General features: G+C 75.9%; 18 protein-coding genes. 15 read left to right on the forward strand and 3 right to left on the reverse strand.

Annotated features, from left to right (window positions below; translation table 11 throughout):
* Positions 1–25 precede the first annotated feature (25 nt).
* Complete coding sequence (locus tag ACFQ8T_RS15230; protein WP_430547361.1) at positions 26–454, forward strand: DUF3040 domain-containing protein; 429 nt, start codon at positions 26–28, stop codon at positions 452–454.
* 223 nt (positions 455–677) lie between these two features.
* Here the strand turns inward: ACFQ8T_RS15230 and ACFQ8T_RS15235 are convergent, their stop codons facing one another.
* Genes ACFQ8T_RS15235 through ACFQ8T_RS15245 form a run of 3 tightly spaced genes read right to left on the reverse strand, consistent with a single transcriptional unit; the run spans position 678 to position 5436 of the window.
* On the reverse strand, positions 678–2915 hold the full coding sequence (locus tag ACFQ8T_RS15235) for a transglutaminaseTgpA domain-containing protein (protein WP_430547362.1): 2238 nt from the start codon (positions 2913–2915) through the stop codon (positions 678–680).
* Entirely contained in the window at positions 2912–4315 is a 1404-nt protein-coding gene (locus ACFQ8T_RS15240) for a DUF58 domain-containing protein (protein ID WP_430547363.1), read from the reverse strand. Before ACFQ8T_RS15240 ends, ACFQ8T_RS15235 begins: the two co-directional genes overlap by 4 nt.
* A gap of 8 nt (positions 4316–4323) precedes the next feature.
* On the reverse strand, positions 4324–5436 hold the full coding sequence (locus tag ACFQ8T_RS15245) for an AAA family ATPase (RefSeq protein ID WP_430547364.1): 1113 nt from the start codon (positions 5434–5436) through the stop codon (positions 4324–4326).
* Positions 5437–5828: 392 nt separating this feature from the next.
* On the opposite strand from ACFQ8T_RS15245, the gene mraZ reads away from it, so the two are divergent.
* The 14 genes from mraZ (at position 5829) to pgeF (ending at position 23441) form a co-directional block, all read left to right on the forward strand.
* A complete protein-coding gene (gene mraZ / locus ACFQ8T_RS15250) occupies positions 5829–6263 on the forward strand; it encodes a division/cell wall cluster transcriptional repressor MraZ (protein ID WP_429762671.1) in 435 nt (144 codons plus the stop codon).
* A gap of 193 nt (positions 6264–6456) precedes the next feature.
* Positions 6457–7497: a 16S rRNA (cytosine(1402)-N(4))-methyltransferase RsmH gene (gene rsmH / locus ACFQ8T_RS15255; RefSeq protein ID WP_430547365.1), complete on the forward strand. Its 1041-nt coding sequence runs from the start codon at positions 6457–6459 to the stop codon at positions 7495–7497.
* The gene (locus ACFQ8T_RS15260) at positions 7494–7925 is read left to right on the forward strand and encodes a hypothetical protein (RefSeq protein ID WP_430547366.1); all 432 of its coding nucleotides are present in this window, start codon (positions 7494–7496) and stop codon (positions 7923–7925) included. Before rsmH ends, ACFQ8T_RS15260 begins: the two co-directional genes overlap by 4 nt.
* Before the next feature lie 140 nt (positions 7926–8065).
* Positions 8066–10111: a penicillin-binding transpeptidase domain-containing protein gene (locus tag ACFQ8T_RS15265; RefSeq protein WP_430547367.1), complete on the forward strand. Its 2046-nt coding sequence runs from the start codon at positions 8066–8068 to the stop codon at positions 10109–10111.
* A gap of 119 nt (positions 10112–10230) precedes the next feature.
* Positions 10231–11874 (forward strand): UDP-N-acetylmuramoyl-L-alanyl-D-glutamate--2,6-diaminopimelate ligase, encoded by a 1644-nt coding sequence (locus tag ACFQ8T_RS15270; RefSeq protein ID WP_430547368.1) that lies wholly within the window; start codon positions 10231–10233, stop codon positions 11872–11874.
* A complete protein-coding gene (gene murF, locus ACFQ8T_RS15275) occupies positions 11871–13367 on the forward strand; it encodes a UDP-N-acetylmuramoyl-tripeptide--D-alanyl-D-alanine ligase (RefSeq protein ID WP_430547369.1) in 1497 nt (498 codons plus the stop codon). The genes ACFQ8T_RS15270 and murF overlap by 4 nt, the downstream gene beginning before the upstream one ends.
* Positions 13364–14446, forward strand: a complete 1083-nt coding sequence (gene mraY / locus ACFQ8T_RS15280; protein ID WP_429762183.1) for a phospho-N-acetylmuramoyl-pentapeptide-transferase — start codon at positions 13364–13366, stop codon at positions 14444–14446. The genes murF and mraY overlap by 4 nt, the downstream gene beginning before the upstream one ends.
* Entirely contained in the window at positions 14443–15909 is a 1467-nt protein-coding gene (gene murD / locus ACFQ8T_RS15285; protein ID WP_430547370.1) for a UDP-N-acetylmuramoyl-L-alanine--D-glutamate ligase, read from the forward strand. Before mraY ends, murD begins: the two co-directional genes overlap by 4 nt.
* Before the next feature lie 36 nt (positions 15910–15945).
* Positions 15946–17301, forward strand: a complete 1356-nt coding sequence (ftsW, locus tag ACFQ8T_RS15290) for a putative lipid II flippase FtsW (protein ID WP_430547371.1) — start codon at positions 15946–15948, stop codon at positions 17299–17301.
* A gap of 10 nt (positions 17302–17311) precedes the next feature.
* The gene (murG, locus tag ACFQ8T_RS15295) at positions 17312–18487 is read left to right on the forward strand and encodes an undecaprenyldiphospho-muramoylpentapeptide beta-N-acetylglucosaminyltransferase (protein WP_430547372.1); all 1176 of its coding nucleotides are present in this window, start codon (positions 17312–17314) and stop codon (positions 18485–18487) included.
* Entirely contained in the window at positions 18484–20007 is a 1524-nt protein-coding gene (gene murC, locus ACFQ8T_RS15300; protein WP_430547373.1) for a UDP-N-acetylmuramate--L-alanine ligase, read from the forward strand. The genes murG and murC overlap by 4 nt, the downstream gene beginning before the upstream one ends.
* Positions 20007–21023, forward strand: coding sequence for a cell division protein FtsQ/DivIB (locus ACFQ8T_RS15305; protein ID WP_430547374.1), 1017 nt, complete (start codon positions 20007–20009; stop codon positions 21021–21023). Before murC ends, ACFQ8T_RS15305 begins: the two co-directional genes overlap by 1 nt.
* 239 nt (positions 21024–21262) lie before the next feature.
* Positions 21263–22615 (forward strand): cell division protein FtsZ, encoded by a 1353-nt coding sequence (ftsZ, locus tag ACFQ8T_RS15310; protein ID WP_430547375.1) that lies wholly within the window; start codon positions 21263–21265, stop codon positions 22613–22615.
* Between the two features lie 7 nt (positions 22616–22622).
* Positions 22623–23441, forward strand: a complete 819-nt coding sequence (gene pgeF, locus ACFQ8T_RS15315; RefSeq protein WP_430547376.1) for a peptidoglycan editing factor PgeF — start codon at positions 22623–22625, stop codon at positions 23439–23441.
* Positions 23442–23451 lie beyond the last annotated feature (10 nt).

A 23451-nucleotide genomic window follows, 5' to 3' on the forward strand; every position in this document is an offset into this window, starting at 1 on the left:
CCACCTCGATCCCCGGGGGGACTCGATGCCACTGTCCGAGTACGAGCAGCGAGTGCTGGAGCAGATGGAGCGCGCGCTGAGCAGCGACGATCCCCGTCTGGCCAACACCCTGCAGCAGGCGCGCCGCCGGTCGCCCCTGCGCTATGTCCTGGCCGGCGTCGGAGTCGTCGCGGGCTTGCTGCTGCTCGTGGTCGGTGCTGCCACGTCGCAGGCCTGGGTCGGCGTCGTCGGCTTCGTCCTGATGTTCGCCGGCGTCGCCTACGCGTTCGCCGCCCCGCGGCGGTCGGGCCCCACGGGCGTGGTCCGGCCGGACGGCACCGTGGACCCCGCGACCAACCCGGACCGCTCGCGTCCGGGCCGCACCGCCCCGCAGCCGGCGCGCGCGGCGAAGAAGGAAGGCTTCCTCGCCCGTCTCGAGGAGCGCTGGGAGCGGCGACGCGACCAGGGTCGTTGAGCCGCCAAGGTCGTTGAACGGCGGAGCGGCGAACCACCGCGACGCGTCGTCGCACGCACCGCTTCACCGCATGTACCGCAGGCACGACGAGCCCGCCCCGTCCCGAGGACGGGGCGGGCTCGTCCGTCTGTCGGCAAGCGCGTCCCGGGCGCGCACCGCGCTGGTGGTCCACTACTCCCGGTGCGGTCGGGCTCGTCTGGCGGACCCGCGACCGCCGCCGGGCTCATCGCGTCGACAGGGTCTCGCCGAGCCCGGAGGCCACCGCCGTCGTGAGCCGTTCGAGCTCGTCGGGCTCGGGCGCGACGGGCTCCCGTGCGTACCTGCTGGCCTCGGCCGCCCCTGCGAGCGCGGCGAGGTCCTCGCGCACCGCGGGGCTGAGCTCGCGGCCGCTCCGGGCGGTCACTGCGGACGCGATGGCGTCCGGGGCGCGGCGGAGCGTGGTGGCCGGCGGTAGCCGGACGCCCTCGGCGGCGAGGGTGGCGAGCACCTGCTGCCAGGCGAGCTCGGGATCGAGCTCCAGCGAGGCACGGCGTCGTCGGGCGAGCAGCAGCACCAGGCCACCCACCAGGACGACGACGAGGCTGCCCGCGGTGATCCACACCCAGCCGGGGAGGCCGGTGTCGACGACGGGCGTGGCCGCGGCGGCGGACGAGGCCGACGGCGTCGCCTCGTCCTCGGTCGAGGTGCTCCCCGCCGTGGGCTGCCGCTCGCGGAGGTCGTTGGCCGTGGGCGCCGCGGCCGGGTCGCCCTGGACGCGCGGCATCGTGTAGGCGGGCGGGCTCCCCGTCTGCTGGGCGGGCGTCGGTTCGAAGCGCACCCACCCGCTGCCGGGGAAGTAGATCTCGGGCCAGGCGTGCGAGTCCTGCCCCGTGATCTGCCAGGTGGTCTCGCCGGTGCGGTCGCCGGGCAGGTACCCGACGGCGAGGCGCGCGGGGATGCCGAGCGACCGCGCCATCACCACCATGGTCGTCGCGAACTGGATGCAGTAGCCCGTGCGGTGCTGCAGGAAGTCCCAGACCGGGTCTCCCGTGCCGCCGCGGGGGATGGTCGTCGAGTAGGTGAAGCGGGTGGGGTCCCGCAGCCAGCGCTGGAGGGCGACGGCCTGGTCGTAGGCGGTGTCGGCGTCGCCCACGGCCTCGCGTGCGGCCGCCTCGACGTCGCCCGCGTGCGCGGTGTCGGGCACCTGGGTGTAGACCTCGTCGAGGTCGGCCGTCGGCGCCTCCCGGAGGGTGGCGGGGTCGAGGTCCCGCTCGTGCACCGTGAGGGTGTAGGAGTCGCCCGCGGTCGTCAGCCCGCCGACCACCTCGTCCCGGGCGGGGTCGTACCCCCAACCGCCGCCGTCCGTGGCCACCTGGCGGGGGTCGATGCTGATCGGCAGCTTGTCGTCGCGGAGCTCGCCGACGTCGAGGGCGACGCTGCGGACGGAGGTCTCGCCGGACGGCGGGTCGTCGGGCCAGAGGACGTCGCGGTCGCCGAAATCCCGGCCGCCGCGCTCCTCCCCGCGCTGCCACCGTCGCCCGTCGAACGCCGTGGCGGTGTAGCTGCGCAACGGCCCGACGTCCGCGTCGGAACCGGTGTCGTAGGACAGGACCACGGAGCGGGACCGTTCGGTCAGGCTCCGCAGGATGTCGAGGTCCTCGGCGAGGCGGATGGTGTCGCCCGTGGTCGTGAAGGTGCGGTACCAGCCCGCGGGCCCGCCGGGGAGCGCGGCGGACGCGGTACCGACGAGGCCGGCGACGACGGCGAGGACGACGGCTCCGGCGGTCGTCGCGACGGCGCGGGACCGCTCGGCGCGCCGCACGGGCGCGGGCGTGCGCTCGGCCCGTCGCGCCCGGGCGACCAGCGGGCCGTCGAGCGTGAGGAGCAGCAGCAGGGCCGCGACGGTCACGACGAACACGCCCCACGGCACTCGTCCCGCGAGCACGAGCGGCGGGGCCCAGAGGGCGAGGAGCGGCAGGCCGACCGCCGCTGGACGGCGCAGCGCGCCCGCGAGAGCGTCGGTGAGCAGCAGCACGAGCAGCGTGCCGCCGACGGTGAGCAGGCCCATCGGGACGCTCCCCGTCACGGGGGCGACCTCCGAGCGGGCGATCTCTCCGGCCTCGCCGAGCCGCGCCACGACGCGCGACAGGTGCTCCGGGGTGACCAGGAAGGTGGGGTCGGCGGTGGGGCCGCCGTACCGCGCGAGGACGAACCAGGCGGCGACGACGCCGCCCAGCACGCTGGGCCAGGCGGAGCCGGACTCCTTGGTGCGCAGCCCCCGGGCGCGGGCCCGCCGCTCGATCGTGACCCGGGACGTGACCGTCGTCGCGCTGACGAGGACGATGCCGAGGAGGGCCGCGCGGGTCCAGCCCCCCGGCAGCACGATGCTCGTGAGCGAGAGCATCGAGGCGGCGACCGCCACGGCGACCAGGACCCCGGAGGCGACGGTACGGGCCGTCGGGCCCGCGTGGGCGGGGATCATGCTGCCCCCTCCGCGAGGAGCGCCCAGGCGCGGTCGGCCGCCGTGCCGGGGGGGCAGGTGGCCACGCGCCAGCCGGCGGCGCGCAGCGCGCCGACCGTGTCTCCCGCCGGCGCCGCACCGGCGTCCCGGGTCTCGGCCGGCGCCACGACGAGCGCCCAGCAGGTGCCCTCGACGCCGAGCTCGGCCACCTCGCGCAACGCGGCCTCCGGCTGGGGGCCCAGCACGGCGACGACGATCTCCTCCTGCGAGCGCGAGGCGCGCAGGGCGCGGACCGTCTGCAGGACGGCGCGCTCGGCGTCGGCGGCCCCGCGGTGCCCGCGCAGGTCGACCGCCTGGTCGAGGACCGTCGCGCGGCCGGTGCGCGCGCCGGCCGCGAAGGGGACGGGCGCGGGGCCCGAGCCGGTGGGCACCAGCCGCGTGGGGTGGCCGGCGTCGAGGAACGACGTGGCGACGGAGGCCGCGAGCTCGACGGCGAGCTCGCCCTCCGCGTGCGTGCGGGAGCCGCGGGTGGACGGCCAGACGCCGGTGCGCGGGTCGACGGGCGGCGGCAGCAGCGCCCGGTCGAACAGCACGGTCACGGGCCGCACGCCGGCGCTCTCGTCCGCCCGGACCATGAGCCGGCCCTGGCGCGCAGAGCCCGCCCAGTGCACCCGGCGGGGGTCGTCGCCGGAGACGTACTCGCGCAGGACGGAGTCGTCGGTGGACGCCAGCCGCGCGCCGGTGGCCGCGCGCTCGACGTCGCCGAGGACCCGCGTGCGCGTGGGCAGGCCGACGGTCCGGGGCCACACCGCGACGCGGGTCGCGGCGCCGAGCGGCTGCGTGGTGCGGACCAGCCCGAAGGCGTCGGTGCGCGTGGTGAGCAGCGGGCCGAGGGCCCAGCGGCCCCTGCGGGACGGGGTGAGCGCGTAGGAGACGGCGATGCGGTCCGCGTGCGCCGTCACCCGGGCGCGGATGCCGTGCGGCCCTGCCAGCTCGTGCGCGGCCTGCTCGGACAGCCGCAGCCGGGCCAGCCGCTCGTAGGCCGCGCCCGTGCGGGCGCGGGCGCCGACGACGAGGCGCACCGTGGCCGTCTGGTCGCGCACGACGGGGTTCGGCGTGAGCTCGCGCGTGACCACGAGCGCCCCCCGACCGGCGTCGAGGCGTTGCACCCCCATGAGCACCCAGGAGAGGAGGACGGCCAGCACGGCGGCGGCGCCGAGGCCCACGACGTCGGGCAGGTCGAGCAGGGTGCCGACCGTGACGAGCACCAGGCCCGCGACGAGCAGGGCCAGGCCGCGGCGCGTGGGCCGGACGCGGACGACCCGCCGCAGCGCCGGGTGCCGGGTGTCGCGCGGGCCGACCCGCCCCGCCCTGCGCTCGGTGGCGGCCGGGACCGTGCCGGACTCGTCGTCGCCGGACATCGCCGGCCCTACCGGCCGCGTTCGCGGGAGGGTCGCGCGAACGACCCCGCGGGTGCGGCGACGGCGACGCGGCCGCCGGGCACGGCGGTGCGCTGGACGATCTCGGAGATCACGTCCTCGGGGGTCACGCCGCCGAGCCGGGACTCGGTGCTGAGGATCAGGCGGTGGGCCAGGACCGAGACGGCGAGGGACTGCACGTCGTCGGGCAGCACGTGCTCGCGCCCCGCCATGGCGGCGGCGGCCTTGGCGGCCCGCAGCAGCTGGAGCGAGGCCCGCGGCGAGGCGCCGAGCCGGACCCCCTCGTGCTGCCGTGTCGCGCCCACGAGGTCGAGCACGTACTGCTTGACGGGCGCCGCGGCGTACACGGCGCGCACCGCCTCGGCGTACCGCACCATGTCGGCGCCGGTGGTGACGGGCGACAGGTGGTCCAAGGGGTCGGAGGACTCCTGGCGGTCGAGCATCTGCAGCTCGGCGTCCGTGTCCGGGTAGCCGACGGTGAGGCGGGCCATGAACCGGTCGCGCTGCGCCTCGGGCAGCGGGTAGGTGCCCTCCATCTCCACCGGGTTCTGCGTCGCCACGACGAGGAACGGCCGCGGCAGCGTGTGCGTGGTGCCGTCGATCGTCGTCTGGCCCTCCTCCATGCACTCGAGGAGCGCGGACTGCGTCTTGGGCGAGGCGCGGTTGATCTCGTCGCCGATCACCACGTTGTTGAACACCGGCCCGGGCCGGAACTCGAAGTCGTGCGTGGCGGTGCGGAAGATGTTGACGCCGGTGAGGTCGCTCGGGAGCAGGTCGGGGGTGAACTGGATGCGGCCGACGCGGCAGTCGATGCTGCGGGCGAGGGCCTTCGCCAGCGTCGTCTTGCCGACGCCGGGGACGTCCTCGATCAGGAGGTGACCCTCGGCGAGCAGGACGGCGACGGTCACCTCGGCGAGGCCGGGACGCCCCGAGACCACGGAGTCGATCGCCTCCCGCACCCGCGTGGTGGCGGTGACGAGCTCGTCGAGATCTCTGGCCAGGGCGTCGAGGCCGGTCCCCGTGGAGGGGGTCGCGCCGTCCCTGCGGTCCTCCGTCTCCGTGCGTGCGCCGGCCAGCGTGGGGGAGACGGGTTCTGGGTGCACGGGTGACCTCCGGTTCACGTGCTCGTGACGTTCTCGCAGCCTAGTGGAATCGGGGCCGGACGTGACGACGATCACCCGCTCCACCTCGCTCCACGACGCACCCCGCGTCCGGTGGTCGCGGCCGTGCGGCACCTCCGGGTACCGGACGCGCGCGGCGGACGACACGGGCCCGGCGGCCCGCCCTCCACCGCCCTCCACCGGCGGTCCGTCCGTCCCTGGCGTCCTGACCTGCGGCGATGTGTGGGGACTGTGGGGGGAGGGGGTGAGATGGGGAGAACTCCCCACCGTTGCCCGCGCCCGGTGGAGGAAAGTGGAGTAGCGTGGAGGCTGCGGGAGCGCGAGGGGAGGTGCGAGCCGTGGCAGGTCTGGAGGACACGTTTCCGGGGGCCGGGCTGCTGCTCGGCACCTACACCCCCAAGCTCGACGAGAAGGGCCGGCTCATCCTCCCCGCGAAGTTCCGTGCCCGACTCGCTCCCGGCCTCGTCATGACGAGGGGACAGGAGCGCTGCCTCTTCCTCCTCCCGATGGACGAGTTCGGCCGCATGTACGAGCAGGTGCGGCAGGCCCCCGTGACCAGCCGGCAGGCGCGCGACTACCTGCGCGTGTTCCTGTCGGGTGCCAGCGACGAGCTGCCGGACAAGCAGGGGCGGGTCGTCATCCCGGCCGCCCTGCGCGCGTACGCCGGCCTCGACCGGGACGTCGCCGTGATCGGCGCCGGCACCCGCGTGGAGGTCTGGGACCGCACCACCTGGGAGACCTACCTGGCCGAGCAGGAGTCGTCGTACTCCGAGACGTCCGAGCAGATCTTCCCGGACCTGCAGTTCTGAACCACCGGCACCACCCACAACCGCACAGCAGACGAGCAGCAGCAGGGCCCCGCACGACGAGGCCTCCTCCCGCGAGGGTCTGGCGCACTTCCCCGGTGCCAGAACGGCGCGGAGGGAGACCTGGCCGGGCGGGGCCCCGGCGACCAGCTGGACCGGACCCGACACGAGACCGAGCACGAGAGGAGGAGCACCGATGAGCACACCGGACGACCCGCGACCCGCGGGAGATCGTCACCTGCCCGTGCTGCTGCAGCGGTGCGTCGACCTCCTCGCGCCGGCGCTCGCGGAGCCCGGCAGCGTGCTGGTCGACTGCACCCTGGGCATGGGTGGTCACACCGAGGCGGTGCTCGAGCAGGTCCCGACGGCCCGCGTCGTGGGGATCGACCGCGACACCCAGGCGCTGCGCCTCGCGGGCGAGCGGCTGGCCCGCTTCGGCGACCGGTTCACCCCGGTGCACGCGGTCTACGACGAGATCGGCGAGGTCGTCGCGGAGCTCGGGCTGGACGGCGTGCAGGGCGTCCTCATGGACCTGGGCGTCTCGTCGCTGCAGCTCGACGAGGCGGGCCGCGGCTTCGCGTACGCCCAGGACGCGCCCCTCGACATGCGGATGGACCAGACGCGCGGCGCGACCGCGGCCGACGTCCTCAACACCTACGACGAGCGCGCGCTCGCGCGGGTGCTGCGCGAGTACGGCGAGGAGCGGTTCGCGCCGCGCATCGCCCGGGCGATCGTGCGGCGCCGCGAGGAGCGGCCGTGGGAGCGGACGGGCGAGCTCGCCGACCTGGTCCGGGCATCCATCCCCGCCGCTGCGCGGCGCACGGGCGGCAACCCGTCCAAGCGGACGTTCCAGGCGCTGCGGATCGAGGTGAACGGCGAGCTCGAGGTGCTCGAGCGCGCCGTGCCCGCCGCGATCGAGGCGCTGGCCGTCGGCGGGCGGATCGTCGTCGAGTCCTACCAGTCGCTGGAGGACCGGATCGTCAAGCGGGCCGTCGCGCGGGGGACGACGTCGAGCGCGCCGGCCGGCCTGCCCGTCGAGCCGGAGACCCACAAGCCCTACCTCGAGGCCCTGACACGGGGCGCGGAGGAGGCCGACGAGGCGGAGCTCGAGCGCAACCCGCGCGCCGCCTCGGTCCGCCTGCGCGCCGCCCGCCGTGTCCGCCCCACCCCCGACCACATGCGCACCACCGCGCCCCGACCGCGCACCCGCCCGCACCCCAAGGAGGACCGCCGATGAGCGCCCTGCGTGCCCCCGCCACCCCCGGGACCCGCCCGGCCGCGGCACCCCGTCGTGCACCGCTGACCTCGCTGCCGGGCGGCGCCGCCGACCGCGGCCGCCGGCTCGACGCGGTCCGCGCCCCCCTCCAGGCGACGTCGGGCGTCCCGTTCCTCGTGCTGTGCGCGGTGATCCTCGCCGGCGCGCTGCTGGCGGCCCTGCTCCTCAACACGTCGATGGCGCGCGGCTCGTACGAGGCGTCGCGGCTGCAGGCGGAGGTGGGTCAGGTGGCGCAGGACGTCCAGACCCAGCAGGAGAAGCTCCGGGCCGCGGAGTCGTCGCTGGCGGAGCGCGCCATGAAGCTCGGCATGGTGCCCGCCGAGGACCCGACGATGATCAGCGTCGAGAAGCGCGCGAAGGTCGGGATCGGCGACACGGAGACGCCGTGACCGGGCGGACGCCTCCGGCCCGCGGCGGTGCGCGGAGCGGCGGCTCGGGCGCGGGCTCGGGAGGCCGCTCGGCCGGCGGGCGCGCGACACGCCCGGGCCCGGCCCGCACGACCCGGGCGCAGCCACCGCAGACTCGAGGGGTGAGCACCTCCCGCACCACGAACGGCTCGACGCCGCGGGCGGCCGCGCGTCCTGGCCCAGGCTCGACCTCGCGGTCGACGCCGCGCGCGCCGGGCCGCGGCACGAACGGCACGACGCCCCGGTCCGCCTCGGGACGCGGGACGGCGGCCCGGAGCGCGAACCCGCCCGCGGGCGGCGGGCGGCCGCGGGGAGGGACGACGCCGGTCCGCTCCACGGGCCGGACGACGGTGCGCGGCGGGGGTGCCCCGCCGCGCCCGCGTGGCGGAGCCGCGAGCCGGGGGCGTCCGGGCGACCCCGGGCGCCGGCAGCGGTGGATCATGGTCGTCGCGGCGCTCGTGCTCACCGTCTTCGTGGGCCGGCTGGTGCAGGTGCAGATCTTCCAGGGACCGGCGCTCGCCGCGAAGGCGCAGGAGGCGCGGACCACGCACTCGGTGGAGCTCGCGCACCGCGGCGACATCGTCGACGCGAACGGGCGCGTGCTCGCGACGTCCGTCGACCGGTACACCATCTCCGCCGACACGCTCGCCATCCAGGGCTTCCAGGGCGGCCAGCGCGTGGACACCGCCACCGGCAAGGCGGTGCAGGACGGCGCGCTCGGCATCGCGCAGCTCCTCGCGCCGATCCTCGACGCGCAGCCCGCGGAGCTCGCCGCGAAGCTCAACGGCGACGACCGGTACGTGATCCTCAAGCGCAACGCCGTGCCCGAGGTGCAGCGGGCGATCGCCAAGCTGGACCTGCAGGCCTACGTCCGCACCGAGCTCACCTCCCGGCGCACCTACCCGGCGGGGACCGTGGCGGGCACGCTCGTCGGCTTCGTCGACCGCGACCAGGTGGGCCAGGGCGGGCTCGAGCGCGCCTACGAGGACGTGCTCGCGGGCACCGACGGCAAGGTCACCTACGAGCGCGGCCGCGACGGCGTCCCGATCCCGAACTCGGAGCGGGACACCACCGAGGCGGTGCCCGGCAGCGACGTGGAGCTGACGATCGACCTGGACGTCCAGTGGAAGGCGGAGGAGCTGCTCGACGACGCGGTCTCGAAGACCGGGGCGAAGTACGCCATGGCGGTCGTCGAGGACGTGCGCACGGGCCAGGTGCTCGCGGTGGCCGACTCGGGCGACGTCGACCCCAACGACCGGTCGACGTCCGCGGTGGCCAACGGCTCCCGCGCCGTGAAGGACGTCTTCGAGCCCGGCTCCACGGGCAAGGTGATCACGATGGCGGCGGCCCTCGAGGAGGGCTACTGGAAGCCCGACAGCCAGTTCCGCGTGCCGTACCGGTTCACCACGCCCAACGGCGAGTCGTTCAAGGACTCGCACGAGCACCCCGACCAGCAGCTGACGCTCGCCGGCGTCCTGGCGCACTCGTCCAACACGGGCACGGTGCAGATCGGCGAGAAGATCCCGCTCGACGTCCGCTACGACTACCTCGGCAAGTTCGGGTTCGGGCAGCCCACGGGCCTCGGGCTGCCGGGCGAGTCGGCGGGCATCCTGCCCTCGGAGCAGACGCTGGCGCACGACGCCCGCACCCCGTACACGATCCTGTTCGGGCAGGGCGTGGCCGTGAACGCGATGCAGGCGACGCAGGTCTTCTCGACGGTCGCGAACGACGGCGTCCGGGTGGAGCCCAGCCTGGTCGCCGGCACGCGCGCCTCCGACGGCACGTTCACGCCCGCCGAGGCGCCCGCGAAGGAGCGCGTGGTCTCGGAGAGGACCGCCGACTCGGTGATGCGGATGATGGAGTCGGTCGTGGGGGAGGAGGGCACCGCCGCCAACGCGCGGGTGCCCGGCTACCGCGTGGCCGGCAAGACCGGCACCGCCCAGATGTGGACGGGGGCCGGGACCACCTACATGGCGTCGTTCATCGGCGTCGCACCCGCCGACGACCCCCGCTACACGGTCTCGGTCTTCCTGCGCAGCCCCCAGTCGTCGATCTACGGCGGCGTGGTGGCCGCGCCGGTCTTCAGCGACCTCATGGGGTACACGCTGCAGAAGATGGACGTGCCGCCGAGCACGACCCCGTTCAAGCCCTACGCCCTCACCTGGTGAACGACGGGTGACCGAGGCGGTGACCGAGGCGGCGACCGACGCCGTGAGGTCCGTGACGGTTCTCATGCCGGGCGCCCTGGGTGCCGGGCCCGCAGCACGCAGACGGTAGGTTCTTCTCCGTGACATCCCCGCTTCCCCGTATCCGGCCCGCGGGCACGACGCCCCGGCGGGTGCGGGACCTCGCCCTGGCCTTCGGGCTCGAGGTGACGACGCCGGCGGCACCGGACGAGGGCGGCCCCCGGCCGCAGGTCCCCGCCGACGTCGTCATCACCTCGGTCGCGTCCGACAACCGCGTCGTCGCAGGTGGCGACCTGTTCGTCGCCCTGCCCGGTGCGCACGCCCACGGCGCGCGGTTCGCCGCCGACGCCGTGGCCCGCGGCGCCCGGGCCGTGCTCACCGACGCCGCCGGCGCCGCCACCCTCACCCGGGGGCCGGACGCGCTCGACCCCGCGGTGCCGGTCCTGGTCGCCGGCGACCCGCGGGCCGTCCTCGGCCCCGTCGCGGCCTGGGTGTACGGAGAGCCCGCCGAGCACCTGATGACCTTCGGCGTCACCGGCACCAACGGCAAGACGACGACGACCTACCAGGTCGACCACCTGCTGCGGGCCCTCGGCTGGACCGGCGGCCTGATCGGCACGGTCGAGATGCGCGCGGGCGACACGGTGCTCCCGAGCCGGCTCACCACCCCGGAGGCCGCCGACCTGCAGGCGCTGCTCGCCGCGATGTGCGAGGCGGAGGTGCGCACGCTCGCGATGGAGGTGTCCTCCCACTCGCTGTCGATGCACCGGGTGGACGGGATCGAGTTCGGCGTGGTCGGGTTCACGAACCTCAGCCAGGACCACCTCGACTTCCACGGCGACCTGCAGTCGTACTTCGACGCGAAGGCGTCGCTGTTCACGCCCGAGCACGCGCGCCGCGGCGTCGTCGTGGTGGACGACGTGTGGGGCGAGCGCATGGCGGCGGCCGCGCAGGTGCCCGTCGCGACCCTGCGCACCCGCGCCCCCCGGGACGGCGAGGCGGCGGCGGACTGGACCGTCACGGACGTCGCGCCGCACGGCACCGGCTCCGCGTTCACGGTCACGCACGGCGACGGGCGATCGCTGCGCACGTCGACGTCCCTGCCCGGCGGGTTCAACGTCGCGAACGCCGCGCTGGCCGTCGCGATGGTGCTCGAGGGCGGCGCGCACGTCGAGGACGTGGCCGAGGCCCTCGCCGCGGCCGACGGCCTCTCGGCCGTCGTGCCGGGCCGCATGCAGGTCGTCGGCGCGGGCGGGGACGGCCACCCGCGCGTCGTCGTGGACTTCGCGCACAACACCGAGGCGCTCGAGCTCGCGCTCGCCGCCCTGCGCCCGACGACGGCCGGCCGGCTCGTCGTCGTGTTCGGAGCCACAGGCGACCGCGACAAGGGCAAGCGGCCCGCGATGGGCGCCGCCGCCGTCGCGGGCGCGGACGTCGTCGTCGTCACCGACGACGACCCCCACGGCGAGGACCCCGCCGCCGTGCGCGCCGCGGTGCTCGAGGGCGCCCGCGCGGCCCGCGACGCGGCGCGCGGCTCGGGTCGCGACGTCGTCGTGACCGAGGCGGCGCCGCGCGCGGCCGCCATCGAGAGGGCCGTGCTCGACGCCGGGGCGGACGACACCGTCCTCGTCGCGGGCCGCGGCCACGAGACCATCCAGGAGGTCGCGGGCGTCGACCTCGAGCTCGACGACCGGGACGAGGCCCGCCGCGCGCTGCAGCGGCGGCACGAGAGGACTACCGCATGATCGCGCTGACCGCCGCCGACGTCGCCGAGGCGACCGGGGGACGGCTGCACGCCGACGCCGCCACGACCGTGACCGGGCCCGTCGTCGTGGACTCCCGCCGCGTCGAGCCCGGGGGGCTGTTCGTCGCGCTGCCCGGCGAGCGCGTCGACGGGCACGACTTCGCCCGCGGCGCCGTCGAGTCGGGGGCCGCTCTGGTCCTGGCCGCCCGCGAGCTCGAGGGCGTGCCGACGGTCGTCGTCGACGACGTGCAGGCCGCGCTGGGAGAGCTCGCGCGCGTCGTGCTCGCCCGCGTGCGGGCCGCGGGCGACCTCCGGGTCGTCGCGGTCACCGGCTCGGTGGGCAAGACCACGACCAAGGACCTGCTGGGCCAGCTCCTCGTGGACCTGCTGCCGGAGGGCGTCGCCCCCGAGGACGGCCTGGTGGTGCCCACCGGGTCGTTCAACAACGAGGTCGGCCTGCCGCTGACCGTGCTGCGCGTCACCGAGGCCACGCGCTTCCTCGTGCTGGAGATGGGCGCGGACGGCCCCGGCAACATCGCCTACCTCACGCGGATCGCCCCGCCCGACGTCGGCATCGTGCTCGCCGTCGGCGTGGCCCACGTGGGCAAGTTCGGTTCGGTCGAGGCCATCGCGCGCACCAAGGCCGAGATGGTCTCGGGCGTCGTGCCGGGCGGCGCCGTCGTGCTCAACGCCGACGACCAGCGCGTCGCGGCCATGGCGTCGCTCGCCGCCCCGGAGCACACCGTCATCACCTTCGGCACCATCCCCTCGGCCGGCGTGCGCGCCGCCGACATCGGCGTGGACGCCTCCGGCCGGGCGACGTTCGGGCTCGCCGTCGCGGGCGGGCACGACTCCTCCGACCACGGGGCCGACCCCGCCCCCGTGGCGCTGCGCCTCGTGGGTGCGCACCACACGAGCAACGCGCTCGCCGCCGCCGCGGCGGTGCTCGCGCTGGACGGCACCACCGCGGCCGCGGTCGCGCGCGTGGCCGACGGCCTGTCCCGGGCGACCCCCCTCAGCCCGCACCGGATGGCCGTCACCGAGCGACCGGACGGCGTCACCGTGGTCGACGACGCCTACAACGCCAACCCGGACTCGATGCGCGCCGCGCTGCGGGCGCTCGCCGTCATGGCGGGCCGCACGCGCCGCTCCGTCGCCGTGCTGGGCGAGATGCTCGAGCTCGGGGACGGCTCGCGCGCCGCGCACGACGAGATCGGCCGCCTCGTGGTGCGATTGAACGTCAAGCTCCTGGTCGTCGTCGGCGACGGGGCGTACCACATCCACGAGGGGGCCATGCAAGAGGGTTCCTGGGGAGAGGAGTCGGTCTTCGTGCCTGACCTCGACGCCGCGCGCGCGGTGCTCGCCGAGGCGCTCGAGCCGGGCGACGTCGTCCTCGTGAAGTCCTCCCTCGGGTCGGGCCTGTGGCGCCTCGGTGACGAGCTCGCCGCCGGCGGGCCGGCGGCCGGCGAACCGGCCGTGGAGGTCGCCCCGTGATCGCGATCCTCGTCTCGGCCGGCGTCTCCGGGCTGGTCGCCCTCTTCGGGACGCCCCTGTTCATCCGGTTCCTCATCCACCGGAACTACGGCCAGTTCGTCCGCCAGGACGGGCCGACCGCCCACTTCACCAAGCGCGGCACCCCGACGATGGGCGGCGTCGTGATCATCGCGGCGGCCCTGGTCGGCGTCGCGGTGTCCATGCTGGTCGCCGGGAGGCCGCCGAGCGCGTCGGCGCTGCTGTGCCTGTACCTGATGACGGGCCTCGGCCTGGTCGGCTTCCTCGACGACTTCACGAAGATCCGCAAGCAGCGGTCCCTGGGTCTCACGCCGAAGGCGAAGATCATCGGCCAGGGCTTCGTCGGGATCAGCTTCGCGGTCCTCGCGCTGCAGTTCCCCAACGCGAACGCCCGGACGCCCGCGTCCACGCGGATCTCGTTCCTGCGCGACACCAACCTCGACCTGGCGTTCGCCGGAGTCACGGTGGGGCTCATCCTCTTCGTGATCTGGGCGAACTTCCTCATCACCGCCTGGTCGAACGCGGTGAACCTCACGGACGGTCTGGACGGACTGGCGACCGGCGTGTCGATCATCGTCTTCGGCGCGTACGTCCTCGTGTGCATCTGGCAGCTCAACCAGTCGTGCCAGCGGCTCGCCGCGGCCGGGCCGCGCTGCTACGAGGTGCGCGACCCGCAGGACCTCGCGATCGTCGCCGCCGCCATCGCGGGCGCCTGCATCGGCTTCCTCTGGTGGAACGCCAGCCCCGCGAAGATCTTCATGGGCGACACCGGCTCGCTGGCCCTCGGCGGCGCCCTGGCGGGCATCTCGATCCTGTCGCGCACCGAGATCCTCGCCGCGATCATCGGCGGTCTCTTCGTCGTCATCGTCATGTCCGACGTCATCCAGATCGGCTTCTTCAAGATGACGGGCAGGCGCGTGTTCAAGATGGCGCCCCTGCACCACCACTTCGAGCTGTCCGGGTGGGGCGAGGTCACGATCGTCATCCGGTTCTGGCTCATCGCCGGCCTGTTCGCGGCGCTCGGCATGGGCGTCTTCTACGCCGAGTGGGTGGCCACGTGACCGAGCCCGACCCGCGGGCGCTGCCCGACGGCGCCCGCGTCGTCGTCGCCGGGCTCGGCGTGACCGGGCGCGCCGTCGTCGCCGCCCTGTCGGGCGGTGCGGCCGGGCGGGTGGCCTCGGTGGTCACGGTCGACGGACGCGCGGACGACGCCGACGTGCGCGACGCGGACGACCCCGCCGTCGCGGAGCGCGTCGTCGCGGGCGCCGACCTCGTCGTCGCGTCCCCGGGGTGGGCGCCGAGCACCCCGCTGCTGGCCGCGGCCCGGGCCGCCGGCGTCCCCGTGTGGAGCGAGATCGAGCTCGCCTGGCGGCTGCGGGTCGAGCGCACCGGTGCGGTCGGGGCGCGCGGTCCCGCCCCGTGGCTCGCCGTCACGGGGACCAACGGCAAGACGACGACCGTCGAGATGCTCGCGTCGATCCTCACCGCGGCCGGCCTGCGCGCCGCCGCGGTCGGGAACGTCGGGACCCCGGTCGTCGAGGCGGCGCAGGACCCGTCGCTGGACGTCCTCGCGGTGGAGCTCTCCAGCTTCCAGCTCCACCACACGCTCACGACGTCGTTCGAGGCCGCGGCCGTGCTCAACGTGGCCGCCGACCACCTCGACTGGCACGGGTCGCTCGAGGCGTACGCGGCGGACAAGGGCCGGATCTACGCCCGCGCGCAGGTGGCGTGCGTGTACAACGCGGCCGACCCGCGCACCGAGCAGCTCGTGCGCGACGCCGACGTGACCGAGGGCGCCCTCGCCGTGGGGTTCACCCTCGGCGCCCCGGGACCGGGTCAGCTGGGCGTGGTCGAGGACGTGCTCGTCGACCGCGCCTTCCACGCCGAGCCCGGCGCGCGCGACCGGCAGCGGACGGCCGCCGAGCTCGGCACCCTCGACGACCTGGCGCACCTCGCCCCCGGGGGCGGCACCCCGCCGCCGCACGTCGTCGCGAACGCCCTGGCGGCCGCCGCGCTCGCCCGCGCGCACGGCGTCCCCGCGGCCGCCGTGCGCGACGGCCTGCGCGCGTTCCGGCCCGGCGCGCACCGCATCGCCGAGGTGCGCGTGCTCGACGGCGTCGCCTGGGTGGACGACTCGAAGGCGACCAACGCGCACGCCGCGGCGGCCTCGCTCGCGTCCTACGCGCCCCGCACCGTGGTGTGGGTGGCTGGCGGCCTCGCGAAGGGGGCGTCGTTCGACGCCCTCGTCGCCGACCGCGCCGACCGCCTCCGCGCGGCCGTGCTCATCGGCGTCGACCCGGAGCCGATCCGCGGGGCGCTGGCCCGACACGCGCCCGAGATCCCCGTCGTCGTGGTCGATCCCGGCGACACTGGGTCCGTGATGCGACGCGCGGTCGCGGCGGCACGTGACCTGGCTCTCGCCGGGGACACCGTCCTGCTGGCGCCCGCCGGTGCGTCCATGGACCAGTTCGCCTCCTACGCCCAGCGGGGGGAGGCGTTCGCCACGGCCGTGGCGGAGCTGTAGCGGCACGACGCCGCGACGACGAGCGAGAGGTGTCGGATGGCGGTCACCACGGGCACCCGACGCGCCCCGCGAGGCTCGGCCGGCCGTCCGTCGACGGGCCGGACCCCGAGGGACAGGCCAGCGCCGCGCACCTCCCCGAAGCGGACCGAGCGCCCGTGGCTCGGTCAGTGGAACAGCACCGTCACGAGCTATTACCTGCTCGTCGGGGCCACCGGGCTGCTGCTGGTCATCGGGCTCGTCATGGTGCTCTCCAGCTCGACGGTGACGTCCATCGCCGCGGGGGACTCGCCGTTCGCCGCGTTCATGGTGCAGGCACGCTTCGCCCTCATCGGCCTGCCGCTCATGCTGATCGCCGCCCGGCTGCCGGTGCGCTGGTACAAGCGCCTGGCGTGGCCGGCGATGCTGGTCACGCTGGCGATGCTCGTCGCGGTGCTCTTCGCCGGCAAGCTCGTCAACGGCAACCGGAACTGGCTCGTCGTCGGTCCTCTGCAGTTCCAGCCCTCGGAGCTCGCCAAGCTGGGGCTCGCCGTGTGGCTGGGCTCGGTGCTGGGCCGCAAGCAGCACCTGCTGGGCAGCTGGGGCCAGGCGCTGGTGCCGGGGGTGCTGGGGCTCGGCGCGGTCCTCGGGCTCGTCATGGCGGGACACGACCTCGGCACGGCCCTCATCCTCGCGGTGCTCGGCCTGGGCGCCTACTGGGTCTCGGGCGCCCCGGCGTCCCTGCTGATCGTCGGTGGCGCCGGGGCGGCGCTGGTGGTCGGCTGGGCGTTCATCCTCAACCAGGGCAGCTCCGACCGCCTCACCCGGATCCTCGCCGCGTACGGCACGTGCACCGACACGCAGGGGCAGTGCTACCAGTCCATCCACGGGATGTACGGGCTGGGCACCGGCGGGCTGTTCGGCGTGGGCCTCGGCGCCAGCCGCGAGAAGTGGAAGTACCTGCCGGAGGCGCACAACGACTTCATCTACTCCGTGATCGGCGAGGAGCTCGGCCTGCTCGGCACGCTGCTCGTGCTCGCGCTGTTCGTGGTCCTCGGGATCGCGATGGCGCGGGTGGTGCGCCGGCACCCGGACCCGTTCGTGAAGATCACCACGGCCGCGATCGGCTGCTGGGTGGTGGGCCAGGCCTTCGTGAACATCGGCGTGGTGATCGGCGTCCTGCCCGTGATCGGCGTCCCGCTGCCGCTGGTGTCGGCCGGCGGGTCCGCCCTGGTCACGACGATGGTGGCGCTCGGCGTGGTGATCAGCTTCGCGCGCAGCGAGCCGGGCGCCGCCGAGGCGCTCGCCGCCCGGCGGAGCGTCGTCAAGCGGTCGGTCGCGGTCCTGTCGCGGCGGGGCCGGTCCGGCGCCACCGGTGGGGGCGCGCGGGGCCGCGGAGGCGACGGCGGCCGATAGGGTCCTGCCTGTGAAGAGCTCTGCAGTCACGTCCGTCGTCCTCGCCGGGGGCGGCACCGCCGGCCACGTCAACCCCCTCCTCGCCGTCGCGGACGAGCTCCGCGCGCGGGAGCCGGAGGCCAGGATCCTCGCCCTCGGCACCACGTCGGGGCTGGAGGCCGACCTCGTCCCGGAGCGCGGGTACCGGCTGTGGCCGATCCCGCGCGTGCCGCTGCCGCGGCGCCCGAGCGTCGACCTGCTGAAGCTGCCCGGCCGCCTCAGCGCGGCCGTGAAGGCGGCGGAGGCCGCGATCGACGAGATCGGCGCCCAGGCGGTCGTCGGCTTCGGGGGGTACGTCTCCACCCCCGCGTACCTCGCCGCCCGGCGCAAGGGCGTCCCCGTGGTGATCCACGAGCAGAACGCCCGTGCCGGCCTGGCCAACAAGCTCGGCGCCCGCTGGGCGGCTCGCGTCGGCGCGACCTTCCCGGGCACCCCGCTGCCGGGCGCCCAGGTCGTCGGTCTCCCGCTGCGGGCCGAGATCGCGGACCTGGTCTCGGCGCGCGAGGCCGACGCCCTGGCCGCGCGTGTGCAGGCCGCCGACGCGCTGGGCCTCGACGCCGGCCTCCCGACGCTCGTGGTCACGGGGGGCTCCTCGGGTGCGGCGTCGGTGAACGCGGCGCTGGCCGGGTCGGTGGAGGGGCTGCTGCGCGCCGGCGTCCAGGTGCTGCACCTGACGGGCAAGGGCAAGGACGGGCCCGTGCGTGCCGCCGTCGACGCCGCCACCGCCGCGGGAGGGTTCGAGGCCGCGCGCTACCAGGTGCGCGAGTACCTGTCCGAGATGCAGCTCGCGCTCGCCGTCGCGGACCTGGTCGTCGCCCGCTCGGGCGCCGGCACGGTGTGCGAGCTCGCCGCGCTCGGCGTGCCCGCCGTCTACGTGCCGCTGCCCATCGGCAACGGCGAGCAGCGCCTCAACGCCGCGCCGCTCGTGGAGGCGGGCGGCGGCCTCCTCGTCGACGACGCCGACCTCACGCCCGCCTGGGTGGCGGAGCACGTGCCGGCGCTGCTGGGCGACCGGCCGCGGCTCGACGCGATGGCGTCCGCGGCCCGGGCGACCGGGGTGCGCGACGGCGCCGCGCGCGTCGCCGACCTCGTCGCCGAGGCGGTCGCGCAGGCGGACGCGGGCGCGGGCTCCGGGCGGCAGGCATGAGCGCCGCACCGTCGACGCGGCCCCCGGCGCTCCCCGTCGAGGAGCTCGGCCGCGTGCACCTGGTCGGCGTCGGCGGTGCGGGCGTGTCCGTCGTCGCGCGGCTGCTGGCGGCCCGCGGGGCCGACGTCCAGGGCTCCGACGCGGCGGCCGGCCCCGCCCTCGAGGCGCTGCGCGCGGACGGCGTGCGGGTCTGGGTCGGGCACGACGCGGCGCACGTGGTCGGGCCGGACGGCACACCCCTGGTCGACACGGTCGTCGTGTCCTCCGCGGTGCGGGCGACGAACCCGGAGCTCGCCGCGGCCCGCGCCGCGGGGATCCGGGTGCTGCACCGCTCCCAGGCGCTCGCGTCGCTGATGCTCGGACGCCGGGCGGTGGCCGTGGCCGGCGCGCACGGCAAGACCACGACGTCGGCGATGGTCGCGACCGTGCTGCGCGCGTGCGGCGTCGACGCGTCGTTCGCGATCGGGGGCACGGTGCGGGTGCGGGACGCCGAGGGCCACGAGGGCGCGGTGCCCGGCGGCCACCTCGGTGCGTCCGACGTGCTCGTGGCCGAGGCCGACGAGTCGGACGGCTCGTTCCTCAACTACGCCCCCACGGTGGCCGTCGTGACCAACGTCGAGCCGGACCACCTCGACCACTACGGCTCGCAGGAGGCCTTCGAGCGGGCGTTCGAGGAGTTCGCCGGCCGGATCGTCGACGGCGGCACGCTCGTGGCGTGCGCGGACGACGCCGGCTCGGCGGCCCTCGCGCACGCGCACCGGGCCGCGGGGAGGGCCGTGGTGACGTACGGCGAGGCCGCGGGCGCCGACGTGCGGGTGCGCGACGTCGTCGTCGGGGCGGGGACCGTCGAGGCCGTCGTCTCCGGCGGCCCGCTGGGCGACGGGCCGTACGCGCTGCGCCCCGAGGTGCCCGGCGCGCACAACGCGCTCAACGCGACGGCGGCCGTCGTGACCGCGGTGCTGCTCGGCGCGGAGCCGGGCGACGCCGCCCGGGGCGCGGGGACCTTCGTCGGGACGGGGCGGCGGTTCGAGCCCAAGGGCGAGGTCGACGGCGTGCGGGTGTTCGACAGCTACGACCACCACCCCACCGAGGTGGAGGCGCTGCTGCGGGCGGCCCGACCGGTGGCCGGTGACGGCCGCATCGTCGTGCTCTTCCAGCCGCACCTGTACTCGCGCACGCGGATCTTCGCCGACCGGTTCGCCGCGGCGCTGGCGCTCGCGGACGAGGTCGTCGTCACCGGCGTCTACCGGGCCCGCGAGGACGTCGACCCGACGGTCGGCCCGCGCACCATCACCGACCTGCTCGAGAGGACGTCGTCCGGCGGGGGAGTGCGCGCGGTCGAGGACCGGCTCGAGGCGGCGCACGTGGCCTCCGCGCTCGCGCGCCCCGGCGACCTGGTGCTCACCGTGGGCGCGGGAGACGTCACCGAGCTGGGCCCCGTGATCCTGGCGGACCTCGCCGCGCGTACCTCCGGCGTGGCGTCGCCGGACGGCGACGCCCGCGACGAGACCATGGGGTGATGCGACCGCCAGCCCGCCCGCGCCCGACCCGCACGACGTCGGGCCGCGCGACGTCCGGACGATCAGCGGCGACCGCGCCGACCGGCACGCCGTCGGTGGCCGCCGGGGTGCCGACGGGGACGCGAGGGACGAAGGGCGGCTCGAGGGGGCCCGCGACGGGAACCACGAAGGCCGCCCCGAAGACAGCTCCGAAGACGGCCCCGACGGCGGCGCCCGCCGAGGCCGCGCGGTCCCGTCCCCGCACCACGGCGACGGCGGTGGTGCCGGCCGGGCAGGAGGTCCCGCCGCGGGTGTCGACGGCGATGGCGGACCGGCTCGCCGAGCGCACCGCGATGCGCCGGCACCGTGCCTGGCGGCGGGTGCTCGCGTGGGTCCTCTCCCTGGTGGTCGTCGCGGGCCTCGCGTGGGTGGCCCTCTGGTCGCCGGTGCTCGCCCTGGAGAAGGCGGAGGTGAGCGTCGCCGGTGCGGGGCGGTACGTCGACGAGGCCAGGGTGCGCGAGATCGTCGAGGCGCCGGACGGCACCCCGCTGCCCCGCCTGGACACCGTGGCGATGCGGGAGCAGGTGCTCGGGCTGCGCGGGGTGAAGGACGTGCGGATCGCGCGGGCCTGGCCCCACGGGCTCGCGGTGGAGCTCACGTCGCGCGTCCCGGTGGCGGCCGTGCCCGACGGCGACCGGCTGGCCCTGCTCGACTCGTCCGGGGTGCGCGTGGCGACGCGCGACGCGGCGCCGAAGGGGTTGCCGCAGGTGGACGTGCCGCTGGACGACGCGCTGGCGCTGCAGGCGGCGCTCCACGTGCTGGCGGCGCTGCCCGCCCGGCTCGCCGGCCAGGTGGACCACGTCAGCGCCGACACGCAGGACGCCGTCGAGACGGTCCTGGAGGACGGCACGACCGTCCGGTGGGGCGGCAGCTCCGACCTCCCGCTCAAGGTCGAGGCGGTGCGCACGCTGCGCAAGCTCGACGACGGTGCGCGGACCATCGACGTCTCGTCGCCCGAGCTGCCGGTGACCCGATGAGGGGAGCGACGAGGGCGCGGCAGGCGCGGGCGGGTGTGGCAAGCACCGGGCGCGCGCGACACGCCGGAGCACGTCCGGCCTTGCGCCCGCCGCGCCGCCTACCGTCGATCGCAGCAGCAACCTGACATAACTCTAACCCTCAACTCGAACCTTAAGGTTAGGCCCGCGGGCCGGCCGGCGGGGCGGACGGGGGACGAGGACCGGACGTCGGGACAAGGAACGACCCGAGAGGCAACGACGTGGCAACTCCGCAGAACTACCTGGCAGTGATCAAGGTGGTCGGTATCGGCGGTGGCGGCGTGAACGCCGTGAACCGCATGATCGAGGTCGGGCTCAAGGGTGTCGAGTTCATCGCCATCAACACCGACGCGCAGGCGCTGCTGATGTCGGACGCCGACGTCAAGCTCGACGTCGGCCGTGAGCTCACCCGTGGCCTGGGCGCCGGCGCCGACCCCGAGGTCGGCAAGAAGGCCGCCGAGGACCACGCCGAGGAGATCGAGGACGTCCTGCGGGGCGCCGACATGGTCTTCGTGACGGCGGGCGAGGGCGGCGGCACCGGCACGGGCGGCGCGCCCGTGGTGGCCCGGATCGCCCGCTCGCTCGGTGCGCTGACGGTGGGCGTCGTGACGCGCCCGTTCACCTTCGAGGGCCGCCGCCGCTCCGTGCAGGCCGAGCAGGGGATCGACACCCTCCGCGAGGAGGTCGACACCCTGATCGTCATCCCCAACGACCGGCTCCTGTCCATGTCCGACAAGAGCGTCTCGGCGATCGCGGCGTTCCACTCCGCGGACCAGGTGCTGCACTCCGGTGTCCAGGGCATCACCGACCTCATCACGACGCCGGGCCTCATCAACCTCGACTTCGCGGACGTGAAGTCCGTGATGCAGGGGGCGGGCTCGGCGCTGATGGGCATCGGCTCGGCGAGGGGCGAGGACCGCGCGGTGCAGGCCGCCGAGCTCGCGATCTCGTCCCCCCTGCTCGAGGCCTCCATCGACGGCGCCCACGGCGTCCTGCTGTCGATCCAGGGCGGCAGCGACATCGGCCTCTTCGAGGTGCACGAGGCCGCGCGCCTGGTGCAGGAGGCGGCGCACTCCGAGGCCAACATCATCTTCGGCACGGTCATCGACGACGCGCTGGGCGACGAGGTGCGGGTCACCGTCATCGCCGCCGGGTTCGACGGCGGCGTGCCGCAGGCCCGCAAGGACGGTCGCGGCCTCGGCCAGATCGCCGGCGCACCGGCCAAGCCGACGGTCACGGTCGGCGAGGGCGGCACGACGGCGACGTCCGTGCCCCAGCCCGGGGTCCAGACGGCACCGCCCCGCCCGCCGCAGCCGGCCACCCAGTCGGTGCCGGCCGCCGCCGCGCAGCCGCGGCCGATCCCGGCCGAGCCGGACGACGTCCCCGTGAGCCTCGACGCGCCGCCCGCCCCGCCGGCGGGCGCGCGGCCCGCGGAGCAGCGCCGCCCGTTCACGGTGGTCGAGGACGCCGAGGGCGAGGGCGTCACCGTCGAGCGGCCGGTCGAGGTGCCGCGCCTGTTCGACGAGCCGCGCCGCCCGGCCGAGGAGCTCGACGTGCCCGACTTCCTCAAGTGAGCGCCGGGTGAGCGGAACTCACGGCGCGGTCGGCTGGGCCCAGGAGGCGCTGTTGCCTGACCAGTTCGGTGCGGGGCTGCTGCGGGTGGACCTCGGGGAGGGCGTCGTGGCGGGCTTCACCACGCGTCACGGCGGGGTGTCGCCCGCCCCGTGGTCCTCGCTCGACCTGGGCACCTCGACCGGCGACGACCCCGTGCGGGTGCGGGAGAACCGTGCCCGCCTCGGGGCGTGGGTGGGCGCGCCGGTGGCGTTCTCGGCACAGGTGCACGGGGACCGGGTCCTGGGACTCGGGGCCGCCGAGCTCGCCGAGTGGTCGTCGACGGAGCCGCCGTCCGCCGCGGGCGAGGCCGACGCCATGGTCACCGCGGAGCCCGGCCTGGCGCTCGGCGTCCTGGTCGCGGACTGCGTGCCCGTCGTCCTCGCGGACCCGGTGGCCCGCGTCGTGGCGGTCGCGCACGCAGGTCGGGGCGGGGTCGCCCTGGGGGTGGTGCACCGCGTGGTCGAGCATCTGCTCGCGCGCGGGGCGCGGGCCGAGGACCTCCGGGCCTCCGTCGGTCCGGCCGTCTGCGGCGACTGCTACGAGGTGCCGGCCGCGATGCGCGACGAGGTCGCCGCCGTCGTCCCCGAGACGTGGGCGACGACCACGGCCGGTACTCCGGCGCTCGACCTCCCGGCCGGCGTGCTCGCACAGCTGGCGTCGCACGGCGTGGCCGCCACCCGGGTGGACCGGTGCACGCTCACGGACACCGACCTCTACTCCCACCGTCGCGCCACCGCCCAGGGCACGACGACGGGGCGCCAGGCGGGGGTCGTCGTCCTGACCTGAGGTGTCGTCG

The organism is Isoptericola sp. NPDC056618 (assembly GCF_042792715.1).
Classification (GTDB): Bacteria; Actinomycetota; Actinomycetes; order Actinomycetales; family Cellulomonadaceae; genus Isoptericola; species Isoptericola nanjingensis.

Excerpts from the sequence above, each read along its gene's own strand:
- murF (WP_430547369.1), top strand. The coding sequence starts at position 11,871 with ATGATCGCGCTGACCGCCGCCGACGTCGCCGAGGCGACCGGGGGACGG.
- ACFQ8T_RS15235 (WP_430547362.1), bottom strand. The coding sequence starts at position 2,915 with ATGATCCCCGCCCACGCGGGCCCGACGGCCCGTACCGTCGCCTCCGGG.
- ACFQ8T_RS15230 (WP_430547361.1), top strand. The coding sequence starts at position 26 with ATGCCACTGTCCGAGTACGAGCAGCGAGTGCTGGAGCAGATGGAGCGC.
- rsmH (WP_430547365.1), top strand. The coding sequence starts at position 6,457 with ATGAGCACACCGGACGACCCGCGACCCGCGGGAGATCGTCACCTGCCC.
- murC (WP_430547373.1), top strand. The coding sequence starts at position 18,484 with ATGAGCGCCGCACCGTCGACGCGGCCCCCGGCGCTCCCCGTCGAGGAG.
- ftsW (WP_430547371.1), top strand. The coding sequence starts at position 15,946 with ATGGCGGTCACCACGGGCACCCGACGCGCCCCGCGAGGCTCGGCCGGC.
- ACFQ8T_RS15240 (WP_430547363.1), bottom strand. The coding sequence starts at position 4,315 with ATGTCCGGCGACGACGAGTCCGGCACGGTCCCGGCCGCCACCGAGCGC.
- ACFQ8T_RS15305 (WP_430547374.1), top strand. The coding sequence starts at position 20,007 with ATGCGACCGCCAGCCCGCCCGCGCCCGACCCGCACGACGTCGGGCCGC.
- ACFQ8T_RS15260 (WP_430547366.1), top strand. The coding sequence starts at position 7,494 with ATGAGCGCCCTGCGTGCCCCCGCCACCCCCGGGACCCGCCCGGCCGCG.